This is a genomic window from Novosphingobium sp. BL-A-28-Hi1-0D (genome assembly GCF_055521755.1).
Window position 1 is genome coordinate 2,762,792 of sequence record NZ_CM145502.1, and the last position, 18,056, is coordinate 2,780,847.

18 protein-coding genes are annotated in these 18,056 nt (G+C 65.5%); 1 reads left to right on the top strand and 17 read right to left on the bottom strand.

The genetic code is table 11. The annotated features are described in order from the left end of the window. Nucleotides 1-123 precede the first annotated feature (123 nt). Entirely contained in the window at nt 124-342 is a 219-nt protein-coding gene (locus tag ACZ1JW_RS13435) for a hypothetical protein (RefSeq protein ID WP_465140913.1), read from the top strand. Here the strand turns inward: ACZ1JW_RS13435 and ACZ1JW_RS13440 are convergent. The 17 genes from ACZ1JW_RS13440 to traL are packed head-to-tail and all read right to left on the bottom strand — an operon-like array spanning nt 329 to nt 18,039. Next, nucleotides 329-3,031: a conjugal transfer protein TraG N-terminal domain-containing protein gene (locus ACZ1JW_RS13440; protein ID WP_465140914.1), complete on the bottom strand. Its 2,703-nt coding sequence runs from the start codon at nt 3,029-3,031 to the stop codon at nt 329-331. The two genes, ACZ1JW_RS13435 and ACZ1JW_RS13440, sit on opposite strands and share 14 nt — an antisense overlap. Nucleotides 3,032-3,088: 57 nt before the next feature. Continuing rightward, nucleotides 3,089-4,537 (bottom strand): conjugal transfer protein TraH, encoded by a 1,449-nt coding sequence (locus ACZ1JW_RS13445; protein WP_465140915.1) that lies wholly within the window; start codon nt 4,535-4,537, stop codon nt 3,089-3,091. After that, the gene (locus tag ACZ1JW_RS13450) at nt 4,527-5,348 is read right to left on the bottom strand and encodes a conjugal transfer protein TraF (protein ID WP_292927683.1); all 822 of its coding nucleotides are present in this window, start codon (nt 5,346-5,348) and stop codon (nt 4,527-4,529) included. The genes ACZ1JW_RS13445 and ACZ1JW_RS13450 overlap by 11 nt, the downstream gene beginning before the upstream one ends. Continuing rightward, nucleotides 5,335-7,026: a conjugal transfer protein TraN gene (locus tag ACZ1JW_RS13455; RefSeq protein WP_465140916.1), complete on the bottom strand. Its 1,692-nt coding sequence runs from the start codon at nt 7,024-7,026 to the stop codon at nt 5,335-5,337. Before ACZ1JW_RS13455 ends, ACZ1JW_RS13450 begins: the two co-directional genes overlap by 14 nt. After that, nucleotides 7,023-7,796, bottom strand: coding sequence for a type-F conjugative transfer system pilin assembly protein TrbC (trbC, locus tag ACZ1JW_RS13460; RefSeq protein WP_465140917.1), 774 nt, complete (start codon nt 7,794-7,796; stop codon nt 7,023-7,025). Before trbC ends, ACZ1JW_RS13455 begins: the two co-directional genes overlap by 4 nt. Beyond that, complete coding sequence (gene traU, locus ACZ1JW_RS13465; RefSeq protein ID WP_465140918.1) at nt 7,793-8,824, bottom strand: conjugal transfer pilus assembly protein TraU; 1,032 nt, start codon at nt 8,822-8,824, stop codon at nt 7,793-7,795. Before traU ends, trbC begins: the two co-directional genes overlap by 4 nt. Further along, complete coding sequence (gene traW / locus ACZ1JW_RS13470; protein WP_465140919.1) at nt 8,821-9,477, bottom strand: type-F conjugative transfer system protein TraW; 657 nt, start codon at nt 9,475-9,477, stop codon at nt 8,821-8,823. The genes traU and traW overlap by 4 nt, the downstream gene beginning before the upstream one ends. Continuing rightward, nucleotides 9,474-10,001 carry a S26 family signal peptidase gene (locus ACZ1JW_RS13475; RefSeq protein WP_465140920.1) on the bottom strand — a complete coding sequence of 176 codons (528 nt, stop codon included), beginning with the start codon at nt 9,999-10,001 and terminating at the stop codon, nt 9,474-9,476. Before ACZ1JW_RS13475 ends, traW begins: the two co-directional genes overlap by 4 nt. Beyond that, the gene (locus ACZ1JW_RS13480; RefSeq protein WP_465140921.1) at nt 9,988-10,359 is read right to left on the bottom strand and encodes a type-F conjugative transfer system protein TrbI; all 372 of its coding nucleotides are present in this window, start codon (nt 10,357-10,359) and stop codon (nt 9,988-9,990) included. The genes ACZ1JW_RS13475 and ACZ1JW_RS13480 overlap by 14 nt, the downstream gene beginning before the upstream one ends. Nucleotides 10,360-10,391: 32 nt before the next feature. Further along, on the bottom strand, nt 10,392-10,817 hold the full coding sequence (locus tag ACZ1JW_RS13485; RefSeq protein WP_465140922.1) for a hypothetical protein: 426 nt from the start codon (nt 10,815-10,817) through the stop codon (nt 10,392-10,394). Between the two features lie 40 nt (nt 10,818-10,857). After that, entirely contained in the window at nt 10,858-13,404 is a 2,547-nt protein-coding gene (traC, locus tag ACZ1JW_RS13490) for a type IV secretion system protein TraC (protein ID WP_465140923.1), read from the bottom strand. Next, nucleotides 13,401-14,153, bottom strand: a complete 753-nt coding sequence (locus ACZ1JW_RS13495; RefSeq protein WP_465140924.1) for a conjugal transfer protein TraV — start codon at nt 14,151-14,153, stop codon at nt 13,401-13,403. The genes traC and ACZ1JW_RS13495 overlap by 4 nt, the downstream gene beginning before the upstream one ends. A 5-nt stretch (nt 14,154-14,158) precedes the next feature. After that, complete coding sequence (locus ACZ1JW_RS13500) at nt 14,159-15,046, bottom strand: DsbC family protein (RefSeq protein WP_465140925.1); 888 nt, start codon at nt 15,044-15,046, stop codon at nt 14,159-14,161. After that, complete coding sequence (locus ACZ1JW_RS13505; RefSeq protein WP_465140926.1) at nt 15,043-16,389, bottom strand: TraB/TrbI/VirB10 family type IV secretion system protein; 1,347 nt, start codon at nt 16,387-16,389, stop codon at nt 15,043-15,045. The genes ACZ1JW_RS13500 and ACZ1JW_RS13505 overlap by 4 nt, the downstream gene beginning before the upstream one ends. Further along, the gene (locus tag ACZ1JW_RS13510; protein WP_465140927.1) at nt 16,376-17,131 is read right to left on the bottom strand and encodes a type-F conjugative transfer system secretin TraK; all 756 of its coding nucleotides are present in this window, start codon (nt 17,129-17,131) and stop codon (nt 16,376-16,378) included. The genes ACZ1JW_RS13505 and ACZ1JW_RS13510 overlap by 14 nt, the downstream gene beginning before the upstream one ends. Beyond that, nucleotides 17,131-17,739 (bottom strand): type IV conjugative transfer system protein TraE, encoded by a 609-nt coding sequence (locus ACZ1JW_RS13515; RefSeq protein ID WP_465140928.1) that lies wholly within the window; start codon nt 17,737-17,739, stop codon nt 17,131-17,133. Before ACZ1JW_RS13515 ends, ACZ1JW_RS13510 begins: the two co-directional genes overlap by 1 nt. 12 nt (nt 17,740-17,751) lie before the next feature. Continuing rightward, nucleotides 17,752-18,039, bottom strand: a complete 288-nt coding sequence (gene traL / locus ACZ1JW_RS13520) for a type IV conjugative transfer system protein TraL (RefSeq protein WP_465140929.1) — start codon at nt 18,037-18,039, stop codon at nt 17,752-17,754. Nucleotides 18,040-18,056: the final 17 nt, after the last annotated feature.

An 18,056-nucleotide genomic window follows, 5' to 3' on the forward strand; every position in this document is an offset into this window, starting at 1 on the left:
GTTAGTTGGCAGGGCACGATATTGCTTTCGCTGAAGCAGCAATAGCTGCCCGAAAAGTGGGTTTCGGGTTCCTTCCTACTTTTGTTTATGGTATGTTTCCTTCATCGAGCGATAGGTGCGCCCATGAACCAGCCAAATGATACGCATGAACCTTCTCCGGTGGCCCACGATTGGGCTGGTTTGAAGGAACTGGACAAGGCCCTCTCGGAAGGCCGGCTCACCGAGTACCGGATCAAGAAGGCTTGGGCTGATCCCTTGGTGCGGCTGTTTGGTCTGGGCGTCGGAGTGGTGTTGGCGGCCTACTTCTGTTTCGTGATCTACTGGGACCTCATTCGCCAGTAGGCCGCTTCCAATTCCTTGCCTCCTGCGCTGCACGCGGAGTGGCGCCCTTTGCATCGCCTGTCAGACCTTCGAGTGAATTCCGCTGCGCATCGATGTGCTGCCTTCCGGCCTGCTGAGCCTGAAGCACTTCATCATGAAGTGACTTTGGCTGCGGAGACTGGTTCCTGCTCTGAGCAGGCGCTCCTCTGACGATGGTCCGGCGGATCTGGGGTTGTGAAAGGGGCGCTGCTTCAGGAAGGACCAGCTTGCCTTCTACGTCATCGCGAACTCGGTCTGCGTAGACCTCCACGAACTTACGCTGCAATGTCTGACCGGCCGCGCTGAGCTGGAAAGCGGTGTCGTCGAAGCGGGCATTGCCATAGAAGTCTCGGTTGCTGTCGATCTCGGCCATACCCCAGTCGCGATAGGCCTGGCTGAGATTGAGGCTGCCCGACGAATTGCGGCTTGCGAAGAAGGAGGCCTGAGTTTCGAGCCTGTTGGCCGTCTCCTCAGCACGCCGGGCTTCGCGTGAGGTGGTTTGGGCTTCCGTCATGCTCGCATTGAGGCCGCTTGCGCGGGTTGATACCGCCGTATTGCTCGAAGTGCTGACAGTGCGGACGAACCCATCCCGCAGGTTCGACCAGTTCCGGCTGTCCGACATCTGCTTGAGGTTGCCCATGATCCTTGAGCGGTCTTCTGATGCAATCCCGGTGTCGGTCGTGGCCCAGGACTGATTGCGGCCACCTTTCAGGCCGATCGCGCCGCTAAAGATACCAGCTTTGCCAGACGCTCCACCACTCGCTTCGCCGTTCAGGAACCACGCGACAGAGATATCGTCAGCCGCACGCCGCGAGAGCCCGAACTGCCGCTGCAGGCTGGCCGAGGCCTGATCGACCTCGCTGTAGGCGGTCTGGATGCTGTCCGACATGCTGTTGCCCTGTGCGGTCTCGCTGCCATGCGCGCTGCTGAATTGCTGGCGCAGTTCGCGGAACCGCGCGACGGCATTGCTGGTCGATTGGGTTGCGACATTGGCCAGGGTCTCGCTGCGGCTCTTCGCTTCGCTAGCCATGGTCGCAAGGCGCGAGGAAAACTCCGCTCCAAGTGTCGGCGTGAAAGGGTAGCTCGAGTTCGGAACCTGATCGTAGGCCGCGTCAGGGAACGATGTGGTGGTCGCGCCGCTTCCGCTGATCGTGCGGGTCTGGGCGGCGCCATAGGCAAAGCTCGGCGCGACGGTGCCTTGTGCGAACTGGCGGGTGAGCACGTTCGAATTGTCTATGCTGGAATTGCCGAGCGACACATTGCCGGTGCTGGCCTCGCGCGCGGCTTCCTCGGCAGCGTTCTGGCTGGGATTGAGGTAAGAGGTCGCCTGCGACGAGATCGCCATCGCGCCCTTGGCGACACCGCCTGCCAGGAACGGCACCGATGCGATCAGATAGCCCGCCAGTACACCGATGTCGGAGTTGACGTCGGCCATACCGGTGAAGGTTGCGAGGCTGAGCCCCGAGCCATTTGCGACTGCACCCATATCGGCCGCGCCTTTGACCATGAGGACCATGTGGAGAATGACGAACAGCGGCCCCCAGGCGGCAAGGTAGAAGAAGCCGGTCACATACCCCTTGAGCGCCGTCGGTCCGGTGCGAGGGAGCAGGAACAGCGGAAACAGCACCGGAAACAGCGCGTAGAACAGCACGGTCAGCACGATGTTGAGGAGCGGCACCCATTTCATGGCGTTGCTGGCGATCGAGCCGTAGGTTCGCTCGGTCTGGATATCGGCACGCGTCTGGGCATAGACATCGATGCTCGAGGCCCCGCTGTTCCCCGCAAAGCCGTGCATGGCCTGAGACATGGCATTGATCGTCAGCGTCTGCTTGAAGATCTGCGAGGCATTGGCGGAGACGCCGGACAGGTACTGGAATGCGACGGGCAGGTCGGCCAGCAGCTTGGCCTTGGCGAGCGCTGCGGTCTGGTTCGGGTAGAGCTGCCGGCCAAACGTTGTGGTCATGGCCGTGACGAGGCCGGTCCATTGACCGTTCAGCGCCGTATAGGCCTCGCGGCAGGTCAGGATGGTCGCAGTGACTTTGCCGCTGGCCGCGTCGCGGGTGAGGAACCGCTGCGCGCGAGCCGGGCTACCGGGGCCGATGGTCGTCCAGATGTCGGTGCTATTTGCGAGGGTCTGCATCGATACGCGGCCCAGCAGCACATCGTAGAACACGCATTGCCGGAAGTGCTCGTCGAGATTGGCAGCGAACTCCGGATCGGAGATGCGCAGGCCCCGCGTCGCCTCGAACAGGCGCGCGCCGTAGACCATGCCGTTCTTCGAATAATTGAGCTGCGGCGGCAGTGCGAAAACCACTTCGGCCGATCCGGTGAGGTAGTCGCCGACCTGGCTCGTGAAACTCGCCATAAGCGCGAGGCCCAGCGGCACGCTGCTCACGTTGGCGGGCGCGAGGCCCGGGTTGATCCGGTCGGTGACGTGAACGTCGAGCCGGGGCACCATCAGGCAGGTGTACATGAGCGTCGCGCCGAGGAACCAGTTGATCCACGCGCGCCAGTCCTGCCCGAAGGCCAGCGTGAGCGCAGACAGCCCGAGCCCCATGACCATCACGACCTGCAACAAGCCCTTGTAGCCGCCGTTGCCGGTCCAGGCAGCGACCGCCCGGAACACCGCGACGAGGTAGTCGCCGCCGCCGACCGTGAAGACTTCGACCATTGGAATTGGTCCCTCAAGGTTTGCCGGACGCCGGTTGCGGCGCCGGTGGGAAGAACGTCAGTGGGTGAGCGCGCGGGTCTCGACGGCGCGCGACCAGTCGAGTGCGGCGGCCATGCCGGGCGACATCTGGCTGGCGAGCAGGTTTTCGATGAAGGCGGTCTTCTCGATGATCTGCATGATCGCACCGACTTTGGCCTGGGTATTGGCCTGTCGGTCGGCGAGCGCCTGCCGGACCACGTTGACCTGGCCCTGCCACAGCGCGATCTTGGCCTCGTCGGCACCGATGAAGCTCGCCATCGAACGGCTGGATTCGCTAACAATGCGGTCGAGCACCGCGAACAGCAGATCGACGCTGGCGATCTCGGCCAGGGTCTGACGGTCATCGGTCGGCATGCCGCGCCCGTAGGCTGCCTGGACGGTGAGGATCTTGTAGAGCGGGACCGAGGAGACCTGGAGCAGCTCCTTTTGAGCCGCAGTGATCGGCGTGTCTTCGCGGATCGCCTGGACCATGCCGTCGATCAGCGCGGCAATGCGGGGACGCAGGGCCTTGGAGACGGGAACCGACAGCGCAGCCAGACCGGGGTTCAGGCACTGGTCGGGTTCGTCGCAGTGGAAGATCTTGACCGCGCCGCCCGAGCTGCCGTCGAGCAGTGCCGAGACCAAGGTCGAAGAGGCATCGCCCGCAACGGGCACAAACTTGCCGGCGGTATCGTCCTTGGGCGGCTGGTAGATCACTGTGCCGACCAAAGTCATCGCATATTCAGCGAGTTCCTGGTCGAACTTGCCTCCGGGCGAGAAGAAGGCGGACTTCTTGAGCACGGTCCAGGTGTAGTTACGCGCGACCCCCGGGTTGACGTCGGCAAAGCTCGCATCGGCCTTGCCGGTCGTGCTGGCGCGCTCGCCGCGGGTGCCGCAGCCATGCTTGGCGGCGGCGTAGTCGGTGAAGATTCCCTGGCTGTTGCCGATCGCCTCGCAGACCGCCTTGTCGGCTAGGTCGCCCTTGGGCCAGACGCCGCCGACGAGGCCTTGCGCCATCTCGCAGGAGTTGATGCTGAGATTGTTCATGAGCTGCGCCTTCTGCGCAAACTCCTGCATGATCTTCGAGCATTCCGGGCAGACGGTGTCGATGGCGAGACTGAAGGCAAAGCCGACCGCATTGTTGGCGACGGCTTTGAGCATTGCAACGATCTCGCTGGCATTGATGAAACTGAACGAGCCCGCGAACAGGTCGATCCCGCCGCAGCCGGCGCGGGCCTTGGGCAATTGCAGGTTGGCGATCGAGGTCGTTTTCTGCGGAAAGCGCATCCAGACATTGCCGAGGCTGTAGTAGCCCGCCGACTGGCCCTGAAAAGCGGTTGGGCCGTTCACGTTGGCAGCGCCGCCAACATCGTTCAGGAACGAGTCCATCGAGCTGCCGACGTTAGCGCTGGTCGGTGCCGGGGTTGAGGCGAGGGGCAGGGCGAGCGCCATGATCGCGGCGATCAGGCGCTTGGATCTAGTAGTCATGGCCGGCTTCCTTGGAAGTGAGGAGGTAGATGCGGTCCTGGAGCTCGTCGGCGGACATCACGCCGTAGCCGATTGGGATCGCGCGGTGCGCGGCGGCGTCCCACAGGACCACGGCGGGCGTGATCCCGGGCTCAAGACCCATGCGCGCACGCTGGTTTGTCTCTGCGGTGTACCGGGGAAAATCGGGTGAGGGGCCGCCGTCGGTCGAGATCGCGCGGACGGTAATGGCCCACGTCGATGCCACCGAGCGCACGATCGGCGACATCACGCTGCAGGCACCGCAGCTTTGCGCGAAGAAGTAAAACAAGCCGTAGCGTTCGGCCAAGTGCGCCATGACGCTATCGCGCTCGGCCTTGCGCGCGTCCTGCCACTGCCGCTTGCCGAGCGTCGAGACCGGCCGCTGCAGCGTGTAGTCGAGGTCCGGATCCTGCCAGATCGAGCGCTGCCAGACGTCGCTAAAGAGGGAAGCCCGGTCGAGCTGCGCGCGCTGGAAGCGGATATAGGCGGTGACGTTCGCAGGGGTGGGGTCAAGAATGGCGCGCGCTTTGAGTTCGCGCAGCTCTGCCGTGATCGTATCGAGCCGCTGCGTTGCGGGGGCCGTGGGCGCCGAAACGGAAGGGGCAGGTTCTGCGGGTTTGGGCTTGGTGCAGTAGAACCAGTACCCGAGGCGGCGCTCGGCGCAGTAGAACGGATCGCCGCCTGAACTTACGGCAGCTTCTGAAGATTCTGACGCATGTGCTGGAATAGTCGGGCTCAGAAGCAAGCCGATGGCGAGCGCGCCGGCACGCGCGGCGCGATCAATGCGATGCATTGGCATAGTAGGCCTCGATTTTTTGCTGAAGGTCGCCGGCGGCCTGGAGCTCGTCAGGCAGGCGCGCGGCATCGGTGAACTCGGCATAGACTTCGCTGAAGTCCATTTTGGATAGATCGAGCTTCGCGAATTCCTGGACGGTGAACCCGGCGCAGGTTTCCTGCTTGGGCGGGGCCCAGGGCTTGTTCAGTTGGACGCGGCCCTGTTCCTGCAGCACCCGCGAGAGCTTCGATTCAAAGCAGCAGTAGACTTTGCGCTTGGTGAAGCAGACGCCGAGGAAACTCGAGGCGCAGTAAGTTCCAACGTAGCTGCAAAGACCCTGCGCATCGCGCTGATGGAGCAGCATTTCTTCGCGGCCGCAGCCGAGCGCAACGAGTAGCTGGATCCCCGGGATCAACGGAAAGCCCTTGCCTTTGCAGCAATTGAGAATGCCGAAGACTTTGGAGGCGCAGCTCGCGCGCTCGCCCTTGAACAGCGAGAGGTTTGCCGGATCGAACTCGCGGCGAGCCTGGGCCAAGGCGTTCAGTGCAACGGCCGCATCCTTGAACTCGGTATTGGGCTGGCGGTCGATGGTCTCGCAGGACCCGTCGATACAGTAGACATCGCCGTCGCAGATGAATTGGTCCGAGTCAGGTGTCTGGTCAGGGACAGGGCAATCGTAGACCCGCTCCCAAGTCCGGCAGGGCTCATCGGTCAGGCAATCGGAACGAACAAAGCGGCAGCCCGGATTGGCTTCGAGCGCCGAGCAGTCCTGCTTCGCTTCGTAGGCGGCGCAAGTGTAAGTCCGCTCCCAGGCCCAGCATGGCTGCGTGACCGCGACGCCGCCGATGATGCGGGTGACGGGGTCACTGTCGGTGCAGGTTTCTGAGCCAGCGGTGCAATCCGCTTCTGCAGCAAGCAAATTGCAGGCGCCTTCATCGCGGACGGTATCGACCGTTTGGCTCTGCATGACGGAGACCGGCGTATACCCGGCGATCGGCGCAGTGCAGGTGAACTCATCGACGGGATCACCGGGTTCGGTGCAGCCGCCGCCGGCGAATGTCTTGTCCCGTTGCAGACAAAGGCCGGGGTGCGTGCCGGTCTTGCGGCACTCAGACCCTATGAACGCCGAGCAGTCGCCGCCGGTCGAGCAGAAGTAGAGGTATGTGGACGTATCGCGCAGCGCGGTCGTCAATCTCACAGTACAGCTGCGGTTCTCCTGGCTCGCAGTGTAGCCTGTGTTGCAGGTCGCGAAGTAGCGCGCGGCCGTGCCGGTCGAAGGCGGCAGCGGCACGCAGCTGCCTGCGCTACCCTTGCCACCCATGCCGCTGGCATAGGTCATGGGATCAGCGCTGATCGTGCGGCTGCGGGCAATGGCCGCATCGAGATCGACGGCATTGAACTTCGCGCGGCGCTGCATGGAATCGCGCATGGTGCGATAGCCGCTGTTGGTACTGGTCTGGCTGGCGGCTTCGCGCACCATTCGATCTGGATCGGCAAAGTAGCCCGACTGCGCCGGCGTGCCGCCGTAACCGGGCACGCGGGTTGCATTCGGCTTGGTGGTCGCGGCGGCCTGCGCATTGGCTGCCTTGGCAACGCCGAAGGCCTTGCCGTCGGCGCGGGCAGCTTCGGGCGTGCTTTGGGCCAGTGCCGGTGCGGCGAGCATGAGCAGAGCAAGAGCGGGGACGCTGCGGATCATGGTGCATGCTCCTCGAGGCGGGCGCGGTACTGGGCCGCGAGCTTCGCGCCAGGACCGCCACCACCGGCGATGGTGTCCAGCGCATAGGCAGCCGTTACGTTGCCACTGATGCGGTCGAAGGGCGGGACGCTGGTGGTGCAATCGAACCCGTCGCAAAGGTCAAAATCACTGCTTGCGACCACGTAGGCCGGGACCGCCTCGATCCCGAACGCGCGGAACAGGCGCGGATCGATCCCGACGCCGTCGCGGCGCTCGCCCGGTGCGAGGACGCGCGACAGCGCGGCAGTCATGGCCTGCGCGCTGCCGCGGGTCAGCCCGCGAAACACCACCACGCCGCCTGCGCGCGGCACGTCGTCCAACATGGCCTTGAGCGCTGCGGGCGGCATCGAAGTGCTGGCAAAGGCTATGAATCGCGGTGCTTCGCTAAGGTCTGCCTTGGCCATAGTTCCGGCGTCGGCCACCATGCCGTCAAAATCGAATGCATCGCCTGTCCTGCCGGCATGCGTGCGCGCAGCGGCAGAAAGTCGTGCGCCGTTGGCATGGCCATCTTGGGCTGTCTTTGCCGCAGAAGTAGCAAGAGCCTGAGCGCGAGCCCGCGCAGTGGCAGCCAGAGCCTCAGCGTCGCCCGCCTGCTGGGCAGTGCGCGCGCGTATAGCCTCGACATCGATATCTGCCGGAACGCTCTGGGCAAGCGCGCCGCCCAGCGCGGAGGTGAGGGCGAGGCCTGCCAGAAGCCAGGCGCGCAGGGGGAGGGAGGGCCGCCTGCTCATAAAGCGCAGCAATTGCGTTTGCGCCAGACAAGGTAGCCCATGTCCTCGCCAATTGCCGGATAGACTTGTCCCGCCGACATGAAGGTGGTCGAGGCGCCGATCGGTGCGCAGGCGTAGCGGCCGCTGGTCTGGGGATTGGGGTTGGTCGCCTGAAAGCGGTACTGCTGCTTGCGCATCATCGGCATCAGGTATTTGCCGCAGAGACCCTTGCCGCCCATTGTGCCCCAGGCGACGAGCTCGCGGTGGAGCTTGAACGCAAAGCGCGCGAGTGCGAGGCGCGAGGCCTGAACGTGGCCGATTGTCGCGACAACATTACCGTTCATCGGATACATCGTGCCTTGGCAGCCCGCGCACCAGAACAAGTCATCGCTGGGCAGATGCGTGGTCGCCGCGACGCAGTCGGCAGCGCAAGCGGCGAGCGCCAGCGGATTGGCGAACAGCACGGCTTCGGGATTGATGATCGAAGTGAGCTCGCTGTCCTGCCACAGCGGATCGAGCTCGGTGATGTAGAGGATGTCGACAGAGCCCTGCTCAAGGCACAGGAAATCGGCCACCAGTTCCATCCAGTAGATCAGCGGGTAGGCGTACCAGTGGATATGCCACTGCGAAGCGTACTGGGCCGCGCCGCCAACGGCCGAGGGGCCTGCCATCGTCTTGAAGCCGATGTCGAAGCCCGGATCGAGCTTGAGCCCGCCCAAGTTGACGAAGCACCACGGCTTCATGCTGACATCGGCGAGCCGAACAGGCTCCCAGAAGCCCATGGCGATGCCGGGACGTAGGCCGCACAAGCATACCGGCAGCGCAGGATTGCTTGGATCAGGCCGGCCCGATGGCCAGATCTTGAGCCCGCCGATCGAGATCGGGAACAGGCACGACCAGCAGATATCGGTAATCGGGTTCACGAAATGACCGGTGCAGCGCCCCGGGCCTGACGCCGCGACTGCGGGCGATGGAGCGACGGACGTGGCAATTGCCAGCGCGGCAGCAGCCGCGAGCGCGTGGCGGGCAAGTGCGCAGAGCCGCGTCATGACGCCCTCGGCGGCGCCGGTTTCAGCGCCTGTTCGGTGATCTGAAGCACGCGGCCCTTCTGCTCGACCACGGCAGGAACCGCACGGATGCCGAAATGCTGGACCAGCGTGCCGCCCTGGTCGAAGTACACGCGCTTCTGCCGCGCCTTCATTAGCGTGAGCGGAGCCCCCGACACGAGGATCACCTTCGGATGGCGCTTAGCAAAAGTGGTCGCAGCCCAGTCGAGCGCGGCGGTATCATCGCCGCCCAGGAACACGAGCGGACTCCGCAGCGGAACGGTGTCGAGCGGATTGACCCTGGTGCCGCGCGCAATGATGACGACGCCGCGCGCATCGCGAATATCGGCGCTGACGGTGATCGTCGGATCAAAAGTCCAGGTTCGTGTGGTCATGGCAGGCGCGAGACCGGGCAGGGGATCGGGGCGCTCGACTTTGGCGACTGTGCGGCGCTGGAGAGCGGCATTGAGGCGCGCGGTCTCACCGCTCGCTTCCAGATGCACCAGACGGGCGCGGATCTGTTCGAGGAGATCAGGCTCGGCGATACTCCAGACCGCGCCATGCTGGCCGTAGTCGCGGGCAGCGGCTTGGTTGGTGCTCGCGCACAGTGCGAATGCCAGGACCGGGGCGAGCGAGCAGATAAGACGGAGGCTCACAGGATAGCCCTCCCGGTCCCGAGAATACGCGGCCGGCAGATCCACCCGATTGCGGCATAGCGGCTGTCGAAACCGTCCTTGTGCGGGCTGCCGACAAAGTAGCAGCCCTTTGGGATCATGCCGGTGGGGCCGAGTGCGAGCGGCTCGCCGGTGCGCGTCATCGGCTTGGCGAGCGCGACGGGCACGCCGTCGACGAAGAACTGCCGCCCCTCGCGTGTGACGTGCTGCCCGGGTATTCCCAGCACCCGCTTGCCGAAGAGCCCCGGTTTCTTGCCGAAATGCCGCTGGAGCAGGTCCGAGCGCGGGGGCACGAAGAGCACGAGGTCGCCTTTGCCGGGCTCGGCCCCGCGCGTCAGCCAGATTGCCCAGCATGGAAGCGAGGGACTGGCGTTGACGAGCAAGGCGTGGGTGCGCGCAAAGTCGCTCAGCCCGGCAGCACCGAGGAGTGCGAGGGTGGCACCGCCGGTCAGCAGCAGGTTGCGCCAGTGCCCGTTCTTGAGGTGGAGCAAGTCAGCGCGCAGCACGGGCCAGGTCCCCCATACGCCGCGCGACATCGGCGCGGACCGTGTCGGTCATGTCGGGCACCCCGCCAGCGACGACGGCTTCGGCGACGAGCACCGTGCGGCCGTCGCGGCCGAGCCGCTCGACCGAGGCTTGCACAGCCTTCAGATAGGCCTCGACCTCGCCGCGGGTCTGTTCGGGCGGCCGGCCCGAGCGGGCCTCGGCTTCCACAAAATCGCCCATGATCCGCGAGAGCTGGACCGTCACGACCTGCCGCTTCTCCAGATTGAGGAGGCTGCGTGTGGCCCAGATGCCCCAGAGCGTGGACAGCGTGAGGCTGACCCCGAGTGCTGCCGTGCCGAGCGTTTTGCGCCAGGACATAGCTGGCAACGGCAATGTTGCCAGAATGTTCCTCACAGTTCATCCCCCGAAAGACCGTCCTGCACCGCGTCGAGAAACACAGGCAGGCGCCAGATCGCGAGGAGCGTGGCGAGACCGAACAGGCCAAGCGCAGTGCCCTGGTCGAACGCGGCGCGCGCGTTGTGGTCAGCGGCGAGATAGTGCGCGGCGAGGTTGTCGAGATGGCGGAACAGCCGCTCGGGATCGCCGCCCGCCAGCATCAGGAAGGCAAGCAGCGGCAGGCCGAGCACCATGAGGTAAATCGCGCCCAGAAACGCACCAGCCTTGACGAGGATATACCAAAGGTTGGCCAGATGCCGCCGCTTACGGGGCGGGGTGCGGCCTGCGGGCGCGGCAGGGACGGGCAGACCTGGCGGCGATGTGTCACCGGGAAGCGGGGATGCAAGATTGTCGAACGGCGTGACGAGATAGAGAGGCATCAGAGTGTCCTTGTTGTGGAAGTGGCGGAATGGGACCGGCCTAGGGCTGGTCCGGAAAGGCGATGCGCGCGATGGCGTCGGCGAGCTGGTGACCGCGCGCGATCTCGGCATCGATGGCAGCAACTGTCTGCGGCGAACTCGAGAACAGCGTCGCCGAGTAGGGATCGAGCACGAGCCGGCCGATCGCCTCGACTTCGGGGCCCTTGATGAAGACCTCGGAATAGGCCGAGCCCTCGCGCTTGAGGCTGCGGATCAGCGTCTCGGTGCGGTCGTCCATGTCGAGCCGCTTGGAATTGCGGAAATCCGCGATCGTCTCGGGCTTTTGCTGAAGGATCAGCATCCAGTCGCTGTTTTCGAGCGCAGCGGTGGCGCCGTCCGACTTGTAGTAGTCGTTGAGCGACTGGGTCGCGGTGGCGAGTGCGCCGCCATACTTGCGGCAGGTGCGGGCGTAGGTCTCGACGAAGGTGCCCATCGAGCCGCCCTTGAGCAGCGCCCAGGCCTCGTCGATCAGCAGCAGCTTGCGCACGGAGCGCGGGCTGCGTGTCATCGCCTGGCTGGTCATGAACATGATGGCGCTGAGGACAACGCTGCGCAGGTCCTCTCGTGCGGCGAGGTCCGACATCTCGAACACGGTGAAATCGCTCGAGAGGTCGAGCGTCGCCGCGCCCTCGAAGAATGCGCCGTATGTGCCGCCAGCGGTGTAAGGCGCGAGCGCGGTGGCAAGATCACGCGCGAGTGGGTGGTCGAGGTTCTCGAGCGCGGTGCCAACCAGCGTCACGCTGGCGGAGGGGCCATGGGCGTTCCACACCTCATTGACCGCCCGGTCGATGAGCCCGCGCTCGGTATCGGAGAGCGCCGCGCTGTGGCGCGCCATCTGCCCGATGATCGCCTTGACCATGCCGAAGCAGTCGAGGCGGTAGTCCTCGTCCTCGGCTGCGCGGGTCGCATCGATCATCGAGAAGGGGTTGAGGCAGAAGCCAGAGGCGAGCGTGAACTCGACGAACCGGCCGCCTTGCAGCCGCGCAGAGTGCTCGAAGCTGCGGCCATCGTCGATCACGACGACTTGCGCACCGGCCCCGCGCAGCGCGGCGCACATTTCCTGAAGCAGCACCGACTTGCCCGAGCCCGACTTGCCGCAGATCGCGACATTGTGGTTGCCCGCACCGTTCTCGAAGGGCGACCAGTAGAAGGGTTGGCCGCGGCGTCCGACGAACAAGAGGTGCGGCACCGGGCCGCCGAGGTATTCGCCCTGGACCGGCGCGATGTTGGCGGCCGTGGTCGAGAGCAGCGTCCGAAAGCGGCGCAGCCGCTCCATATCGGTGCCAAGCCCATCGGCGAGGGTGAGCGGCATGGCAGCGAGCAGACCCTGGATCTGGAGATAGCGCTCGTCGGCGAGGTCCCAGCCTGCCGCCTTGTAGATCGACTTGACCGCACGCTCGTGGGTGTCGCCAAGCCCGAGCGGCGAATAGGTCGTGACCCCGTAGAAGACGCGCACGAGACGGCGGCCTTCCTGCAGTTCGGCCTGGACGCGCGCCCATTCTGCCGACTGCTCGCCAATGCGCGGCAGAAACCGCGCGCTGCGCGTATCGGCAAGGCTGGTCGTGCGCATGAACTTGTAGCCAGCGCGCGCGGCTGCCGCTTCCTGGTCGGGGTAGACCAGACAGAGCATGGTCGCGGCGGGACAGGGAAAACGCAGCTTGTCGGTGAAGAGATCACCGATCAGCCGCGCGCATTCGTGCGGGGCCCAGCGCGGCGGATAGGCGCGCACGGCAAAATGCCTGAGGTCGAAGCGGTCGGGATAGACTTCTCCGATGACCGGGGAGCCGTCAGCCATCTCGCCGGTCGGGCGGAAGCGCTCGGTTGCTAGCAGCAGCCGGTCCTCGCTCACCACCAGCTCAATATCGCGGCGGATTGCTTGGCCCGCGATCGGATCCTCGGGATTGTAGGCCACCACATCGTCCTGCGGCGCGGTCGTCGGCGAGGTCAGGTCGTCGATGAGCGCAATCAGACCGTCAGGCTCCAATTCGGCAACGCCGAGGCCGAGCGACTTCAGCATGGCGACGAGGCCTTCGCGGACCTGGACCAGTTCCTGCGCGGAGACCGACTTGTGTTCAGGCACGCCGACCGAAATGAAGACCTGATGATGGCGGGCGTGGAAGGGGGCTTCGTCCGATCCCGAGCGCCAGACCATCTTGTAAAGCTGGCGGGCACGGTGCCGGGCGATGGCTTCGTAGATCCCGCCCTGGAGGTAGCGCGGCGCAAACCACGGCGCGACGATCCGGCTGACGCGCGGGGAAGCCAGATGCAGGATCTGCAGGCAGGCACCTGCCGGGAGGCCTTCGGAAAAGAACGCGCCAAGGATCTCGGCGGTGCGCTCGTCGGCCCCGATCAGCGGGGTCACGCCGAGGACAAACCCCTTCGAGCGGGCATTGAGATAGAGCCGGTGCCGCGGATCCCAGACACGGTAGGGCAGCCAGTCCGAGAGCATGTCGAGCAGGAGGTGAGGACGAGCGGCGTCTATGTGCTGGGCATCGCCAGCCAGGCCGCCAAGCAGCGCGTCGCGCAGGGTGCGGAAGGACAGGCTCACGGGCGCGGTTCCTTGTGGGCGGGGGTCTTGGTGGGAGCCGGACCGGCAGCGTGCGCGGCATCGATCGCGGCTGCCGTCGGGTAATGCGGCGGATCAAAAGAAGGCCGAGAGGTCCGATCATGCGGGGTGGCGGGCATGTCGGCCCCCTCGGCCACCGGCGGGGGGGCGCCGGGTATTGCCTCGCCGACCGTGGAGGGGAGGGCCGGAGGCGAGGCAAGCTCGAAGGGAAGTGTATCGTTCGGGGTTGGTGCGATGCCGCGGTCCGCATCGGCGGGAACGGTTTCGGCATCGGGGGCAGACCTGGCAGCGACCTGTGCGGCCTTTAGCTGGCGGCCAATCTGGCGCGCGATCGGGGCGGCTGATGGCTGGCTGTCGCCGCGCAGCTCAGCAGCCCAATGCGGAGCCTCGATCACCGTCCAGGCAACAGCTTCGTCGTGAAGCGTTCCGGCCTCATCGACATGGGCGGGAAAGACCACCCGCAGCCGGCGTTCCGCCGTGCGGGAAGGATCGGCTTCGCCGACAGGCGCTGCGATCCCGGCGCGCTGGCGCGCTTCGCGAAAGCCGCTGTCGGCATCTGGCGACGCCAGTTCGCGCGTCGCGCGCTCGTCGATCGTGCGGGACGGCGCGCAGGTGCCTTCGGGCGAGCGGCAAGTGAACTGGCCTTTGACGTTGGTGCCGTGCCCGACGCAGCCGGTCAGCGACAGGCAGAGCGAGGGAAGCATGGCGAGAAGACGCAAGCGTTGCGACATGAGATTCACCTTTTGTTCGATTCGGGGTTTTGGGGCGCTGGCGCGGTGAGGAAATCGCGCAAGGCGGCAGCCGGACGGAAGCCCTCGAGCACGGCGCCATCGGACGGCCGCACGATGACCGGCGTTCCTGCAAACCCATGCGCCTTGGCAAAGGCCTCGTTAGCATCGAGCCCGCGTGTGTCGCAGGGTTTGGGATTGGCGAGTGCAGTCCTGGCATAGGCGAGGTGGAGCGAGGTCTCCTGGACCGGCGAGCACAGCACGCGCTCGGCATCCTTGCGGGCTTCCGCCCCGAAGATCGAGATCGGCCGCTCCTCGACCCGCGCGCCGATCGCGCGCAGTTCGCCCGTCAGCTTCTTGCAGTAGCCGCAGTGGAAATCCGAGAAGACCACAACCTTGGGCCCATTGATGGGACCCCACCTGATCGCACCGTTCTCGGGGAGGCCCGCGAGCGAGACCTTTTGCTGCGCGGCGGCTGTCTGCGACCTGTCGGGCGCATCGTTTTCTGCAGTGTCCCGGCGTGCACCGCCTGCGGCGAGCAAATCAGGATTGAGCTGGAGCAGCCGTGCTGCGGTCAGATCCTGGCGCGCCTCCATGTCGTAGACGCGGCCGATCACGAGGTACTTGGCCTGCGCATCGACATAAAACAGCGTCGTCTTGGAAGCCACTTCGCACAGGCCGCCAAGGCCCTTGCAGGTAATCGCGTCGATCGGCGTCTTGGGCAGGCGCAGCTTGAGGGCAGCGCGGACCTTGGCCGTGTCGGGCGCGGCATAAGCAGGGACAGCGAAGTAGGCTGCAGCACCGCCCAGCGCACCCGTCAGTGCGAAGAGACTGACTAACCCGAGGGCCTTGGCGAGAGTGCGCGACCTCGGCACTCGTGTGGTGATCATGCTCATTGGGAATTCCTCACAAAGACACCGTCGAGAAACACGATCTCGACATCGATGCCGGTCGGCATCTCGACGACGGGCTGGTACTGCTCGGCTCGCTCGATCAGGTATTTGCTGACTGTGTCGGCGGCCTCACCTGCACCCTGGCCGAGCCCGCCGCCAAGAATGTCGCCGGCCGAGAGCTTGGCAACGGTTCCGTTTGGGGTGGTCTGCGGGTTCGAAAAGACCGTGTTCGCGTTGGCGGAGAACCCGCGCCCAAAGCCGCCGATGATCCCGGCCAGCAGCGCTTGGGTGACGAGGTTGCCCTCACGGCTGACAACGCGGCCACGCACGCCGGACTTGCCGGCAAAGCTGATAAAGCCTTTGACCTCGCTCACCGCGACGCGCCCGCCGGGCTGATCGCAGGTCATCCGGGCGAGCTTGACGTAGACCTTCTCCGAGGAGAGATCGCCGCGCGCCGCGCCGTTGACCACGCAGCCTTCGATCCGTGTCGTCAGCACTTTGCCGTTCTGCAGCACCGACCGTGCGGGGCCAGTGATACGCAGGACAACCGGAAGCGGGTCGGTCTGGCTCGCAACACCTGCCGAGGCATCGACCCCGACAATCACGCGGGCCGGCGCATAGGAGTTGGGCGGCAGGTAATCGGGCGAATCCTCGACCACAAGCGGCGGTGCTTCGGCCCGGGACACCTTGAGGCCCGCACCGCCTTTGTCGCCGGTGAAGCTCATCAGCTTGACCTCGGCGATGGGCGCAGCGGGCCCCTCGCCGGAAGAGCCGCCCAGGCCGTCGGCATTGCTGCCTGGCGCGGAAAGTCCCCGCGCATCGTAGCTGCCGCCGCGCGGACCATAAGCTGGGAGCGGCGGCGCTGCGGCAGGCGTGGCCGGGGCCGCCAGCTGGCTTTTCAGCTGCGCATTCTCGGCCGACACTGCATCGATCGCGGCCTGGCCGTTGGTGCGCATGGCCTCGTTCTCGGCCTTGAGCGCTGCCATCTGCTCGTCGATCTCGCCGCGCGGCACGGCGGCGTCCTTGAGCTCCTTCTGCGCGCGCGCCATGGCCTCGAGCCGGTTGCCGAAGACCGCAACGAACTCGCGCTCCGACAGGTCACGATTGACCAGCCCGCCCGTGTCCACGGTGGTCTTGGTCGCACTGGCTTTGTCGCTGCTCTCCGGTCCGAAGAGGAACCACGCCGACCCGGCCAGGAGAACCGCCGCGATTCCGCCAAGCAGCAGATTCTGGCGCCGCTGCGTACGCTGGTTCAGCGTCGCAAGGAGATCGCGGCCGGACTTTTCGCCGTCCTCGGCAGGGCGCGGTGAACGGTGTTGATCGGTCTTGTCGTCAGTCATGGCCATTGTCCCCATTCGGCCCGACGATCCAGGCGGTGGTGGCAGCGCCCGGCGCGAGCACCGGATTGGCGATCGCGATCGCGATGGTGCCAACGGGGGCGAGATCGCGGGTGGCAATCGTGGTCGGGGCCGAGCCCCGGTTGGCAAGGCGCACGACTTTGCCGGCAAGGCTGGCGCCGCGGTACTCGGCGATCAGCTGGACCTCGATGCCGCCTGCGCGGGCGGGCAGGCTGCTGGGCTGCCGCACTGTGAAGCCTGGAACTTGCGCGTTTCCAGCCATGGCCTGGACAAGGCGCACCGCGCTCGTCTCGATCGGCGTGGCCTTCTCCCATTCGCTTGCCGCATCCTTGGCGATGGCAGGGTTGGTCACGAAGACCTGCTGCGCTTCGATGGGGCGGATCGGGCAGGCGAACTTGTAGACGTAGCCCTTCTTCGTGGTCGCAAAGAAGCTGATCCGCGCGGCGGCGTAGACCTCGGGCACCGAGACATAGATGTCGCCGCGCACGGGCTCGTTGGTTACGGCAAAGTCGTTGTAGGGTGTGCCGGTGCCGATCTTGGAGACGCTTGCGAAGGCGTCACCGACCAGCGCAAACCGGGTCAGTTCATGCGCCGAGACCTCGCAGTCGATCGTGCCGCCATCGGCAGTCTGCTTGAACTGGTCGGCGAAAGCGGGGCCGCTGGCGCATAGCGCAGTCAGTGCGGCAAGGACCGGCAGCGATCCTGTCAGTCGGGGGATAGATCCACGCATCAGTTGGACTCCGAGGAAGTGGGAATGGGGACCGTGCCCGCAGGGCGGTCGTCGGAATGGGCGGATGGGACCACCGCAAATCCGGACAGCGCGAGGCGCAGGCCGCGGTAGGTCCAGCTAAAGCGGAAGCGGCGCTCCTCACTTGCGATGACCTGCTCGCCCACAAAGGTCTTGAGCGTGCCGCTGACCTCGGAGGTCAGGGCCCGTGGATCGACCTCGAGCTTGCTGATCACGAAAGCCTGGGTGACCTCGGAGCCGCGCTGTTCCTCGACAATCCGCATGAGTTCGGCCTTGAGCCGGCCGCGCTGCGCCGGATCAGCGAGCGCCAGGATCTGGCCCATCCAATAGTCGAGACCCTCGGGGCTGCGGTTGAGCAAGGTGAGCGCGACATCGCGGGTTACGAACTCGAGGTACTCGGCCGAAACCCCTGCGCTCGAAATGACGAGCGACGTGCGGGTGGTTGGAATGAGCAGAACTTCGCGCTCGCGGGTGGCGATGAGGCTGGCCGAGCCTGCAAAGAGCAAGCCGAGACAAACGCTCGTCATCGCGAAGATATTGCGCTGGCGCAGCAGCGACTGCGTGCGCTCGTGGGCGACATCGGACAGCATGTGACGCGCTCCTCAGCCTGCCAGCACGCGGCAATGGGAGGGCGGCGTTGCCACGAGACCGGTCAATCCCGGCGGCAGATACCAATAGGCGGCATGGCGGACCCAGGAGGCAGAGCGCCCGGCCTTCGCCTTTCGCAGGGCAAACCAGGCCCCGACGGCGAGCCCGATGCCGATCAAGATATGCTGCGCGAGGATACCCCAAGTGAAGGGGACAATCATCCCGGCGAACTCGTCGATGGTCCAGAAGCCGATCAGCTCGGGATCGTCGAGGCGGCGGGGGATCGCATTGCGGTCGGTCATGGTAACGTGCCCTCCCA

Bases quoted from the DNA above. Each gene is read 5' to 3' on its own strand.
- ACZ1JW_RS13435 (WP_465140913.1), top strand. From the start codon at position 124: ATGAACCAGCCAAATGATACGCATGAACCTTCTCCGGTGGCCCACGAT.
- ACZ1JW_RS13440 (WP_465140914.1), bottom strand. From the start codon at position 3,031: ATGGTCGAAGTCTTCACGGTCGGCGGCGGCGACTACCTCGTCGCGGTG.
- ACZ1JW_RS13445 (WP_465140915.1), bottom strand. From the start codon at position 4,537: ATGACTACTAGATCCAAGCGCCTGATCGCCGCGATCATGGCGCTCGCC.
- ACZ1JW_RS13450 (WP_292927683.1), bottom strand. From the start codon at position 5,348: ATGCATCGCATTGATCGCGCCGCGCGTGCCGGCGCGCTCGCCATCGGC.
- ACZ1JW_RS13455 (WP_465140916.1), bottom strand. From the start codon at position 7,026: ATGATCCGCAGCGTCCCCGCTCTTGCTCTGCTCATGCTCGCCGCACCG.
- trbC (WP_465140917.1), bottom strand. From the start codon at position 7,796: ATGAGCAGGCGGCCCTCCCTCCCCCTGCGCGCCTGGCTTCTGGCAGGC.
- traU (WP_465140918.1), bottom strand. From the start codon at position 8,824: ATGACGCGGCTCTGCGCACTTGCCCGCCACGCGCTCGCGGCTGCTGCC.
- ACZ1JW_RS13480 (WP_465140921.1), bottom strand. From the start codon at position 10,359: ATGTCCTGGCGCAAAACGCTCGGCACGGCAGCACTCGGGGTCAGCCTC.
- ACZ1JW_RS13485 (WP_465140922.1), bottom strand. From the start codon at position 10,817: ATGCCTCTCTATCTCGTCACGCCGTTCGACAATCTTGCATCCCCGCTT.
- ACZ1JW_RS13495 (WP_465140924.1), bottom strand. From the start codon at position 14,153: ATGTCGCAACGCTTGCGTCTTCTCGCCATGCTTCCCTCGCTCTGCCTG.
- ACZ1JW_RS13500 (WP_465140925.1), bottom strand. From the start codon at position 15,046: ATGAGCATGATCACCACACGAGTGCCGAGGTCGCGCACTCTCGCCAAG.
- ACZ1JW_RS13505 (WP_465140926.1), bottom strand. From the start codon at position 16,389: ATGGCCATGACTGACGACAAGACCGATCAACACCGTTCACCGCGCCCT.
- ACZ1JW_RS13510 (WP_465140927.1), bottom strand. From the start codon at position 17,131: ATGCGTGGATCTATCCCCCGACTGACAGGATCGCTGCCGGTCCTTGCC.
- ACZ1JW_RS13515 (WP_465140928.1), bottom strand. From the start codon at position 17,739: ATGCTGTCCGATGTCGCCCACGAGCGCACGCAGTCGCTGCTGCGCCAG.
- traL (WP_465140929.1), bottom strand. From the start codon at position 18,039: ATGACCGACCGCAATGCGATCCCCCGCCGCCTCGACGATCCCGAGCTG.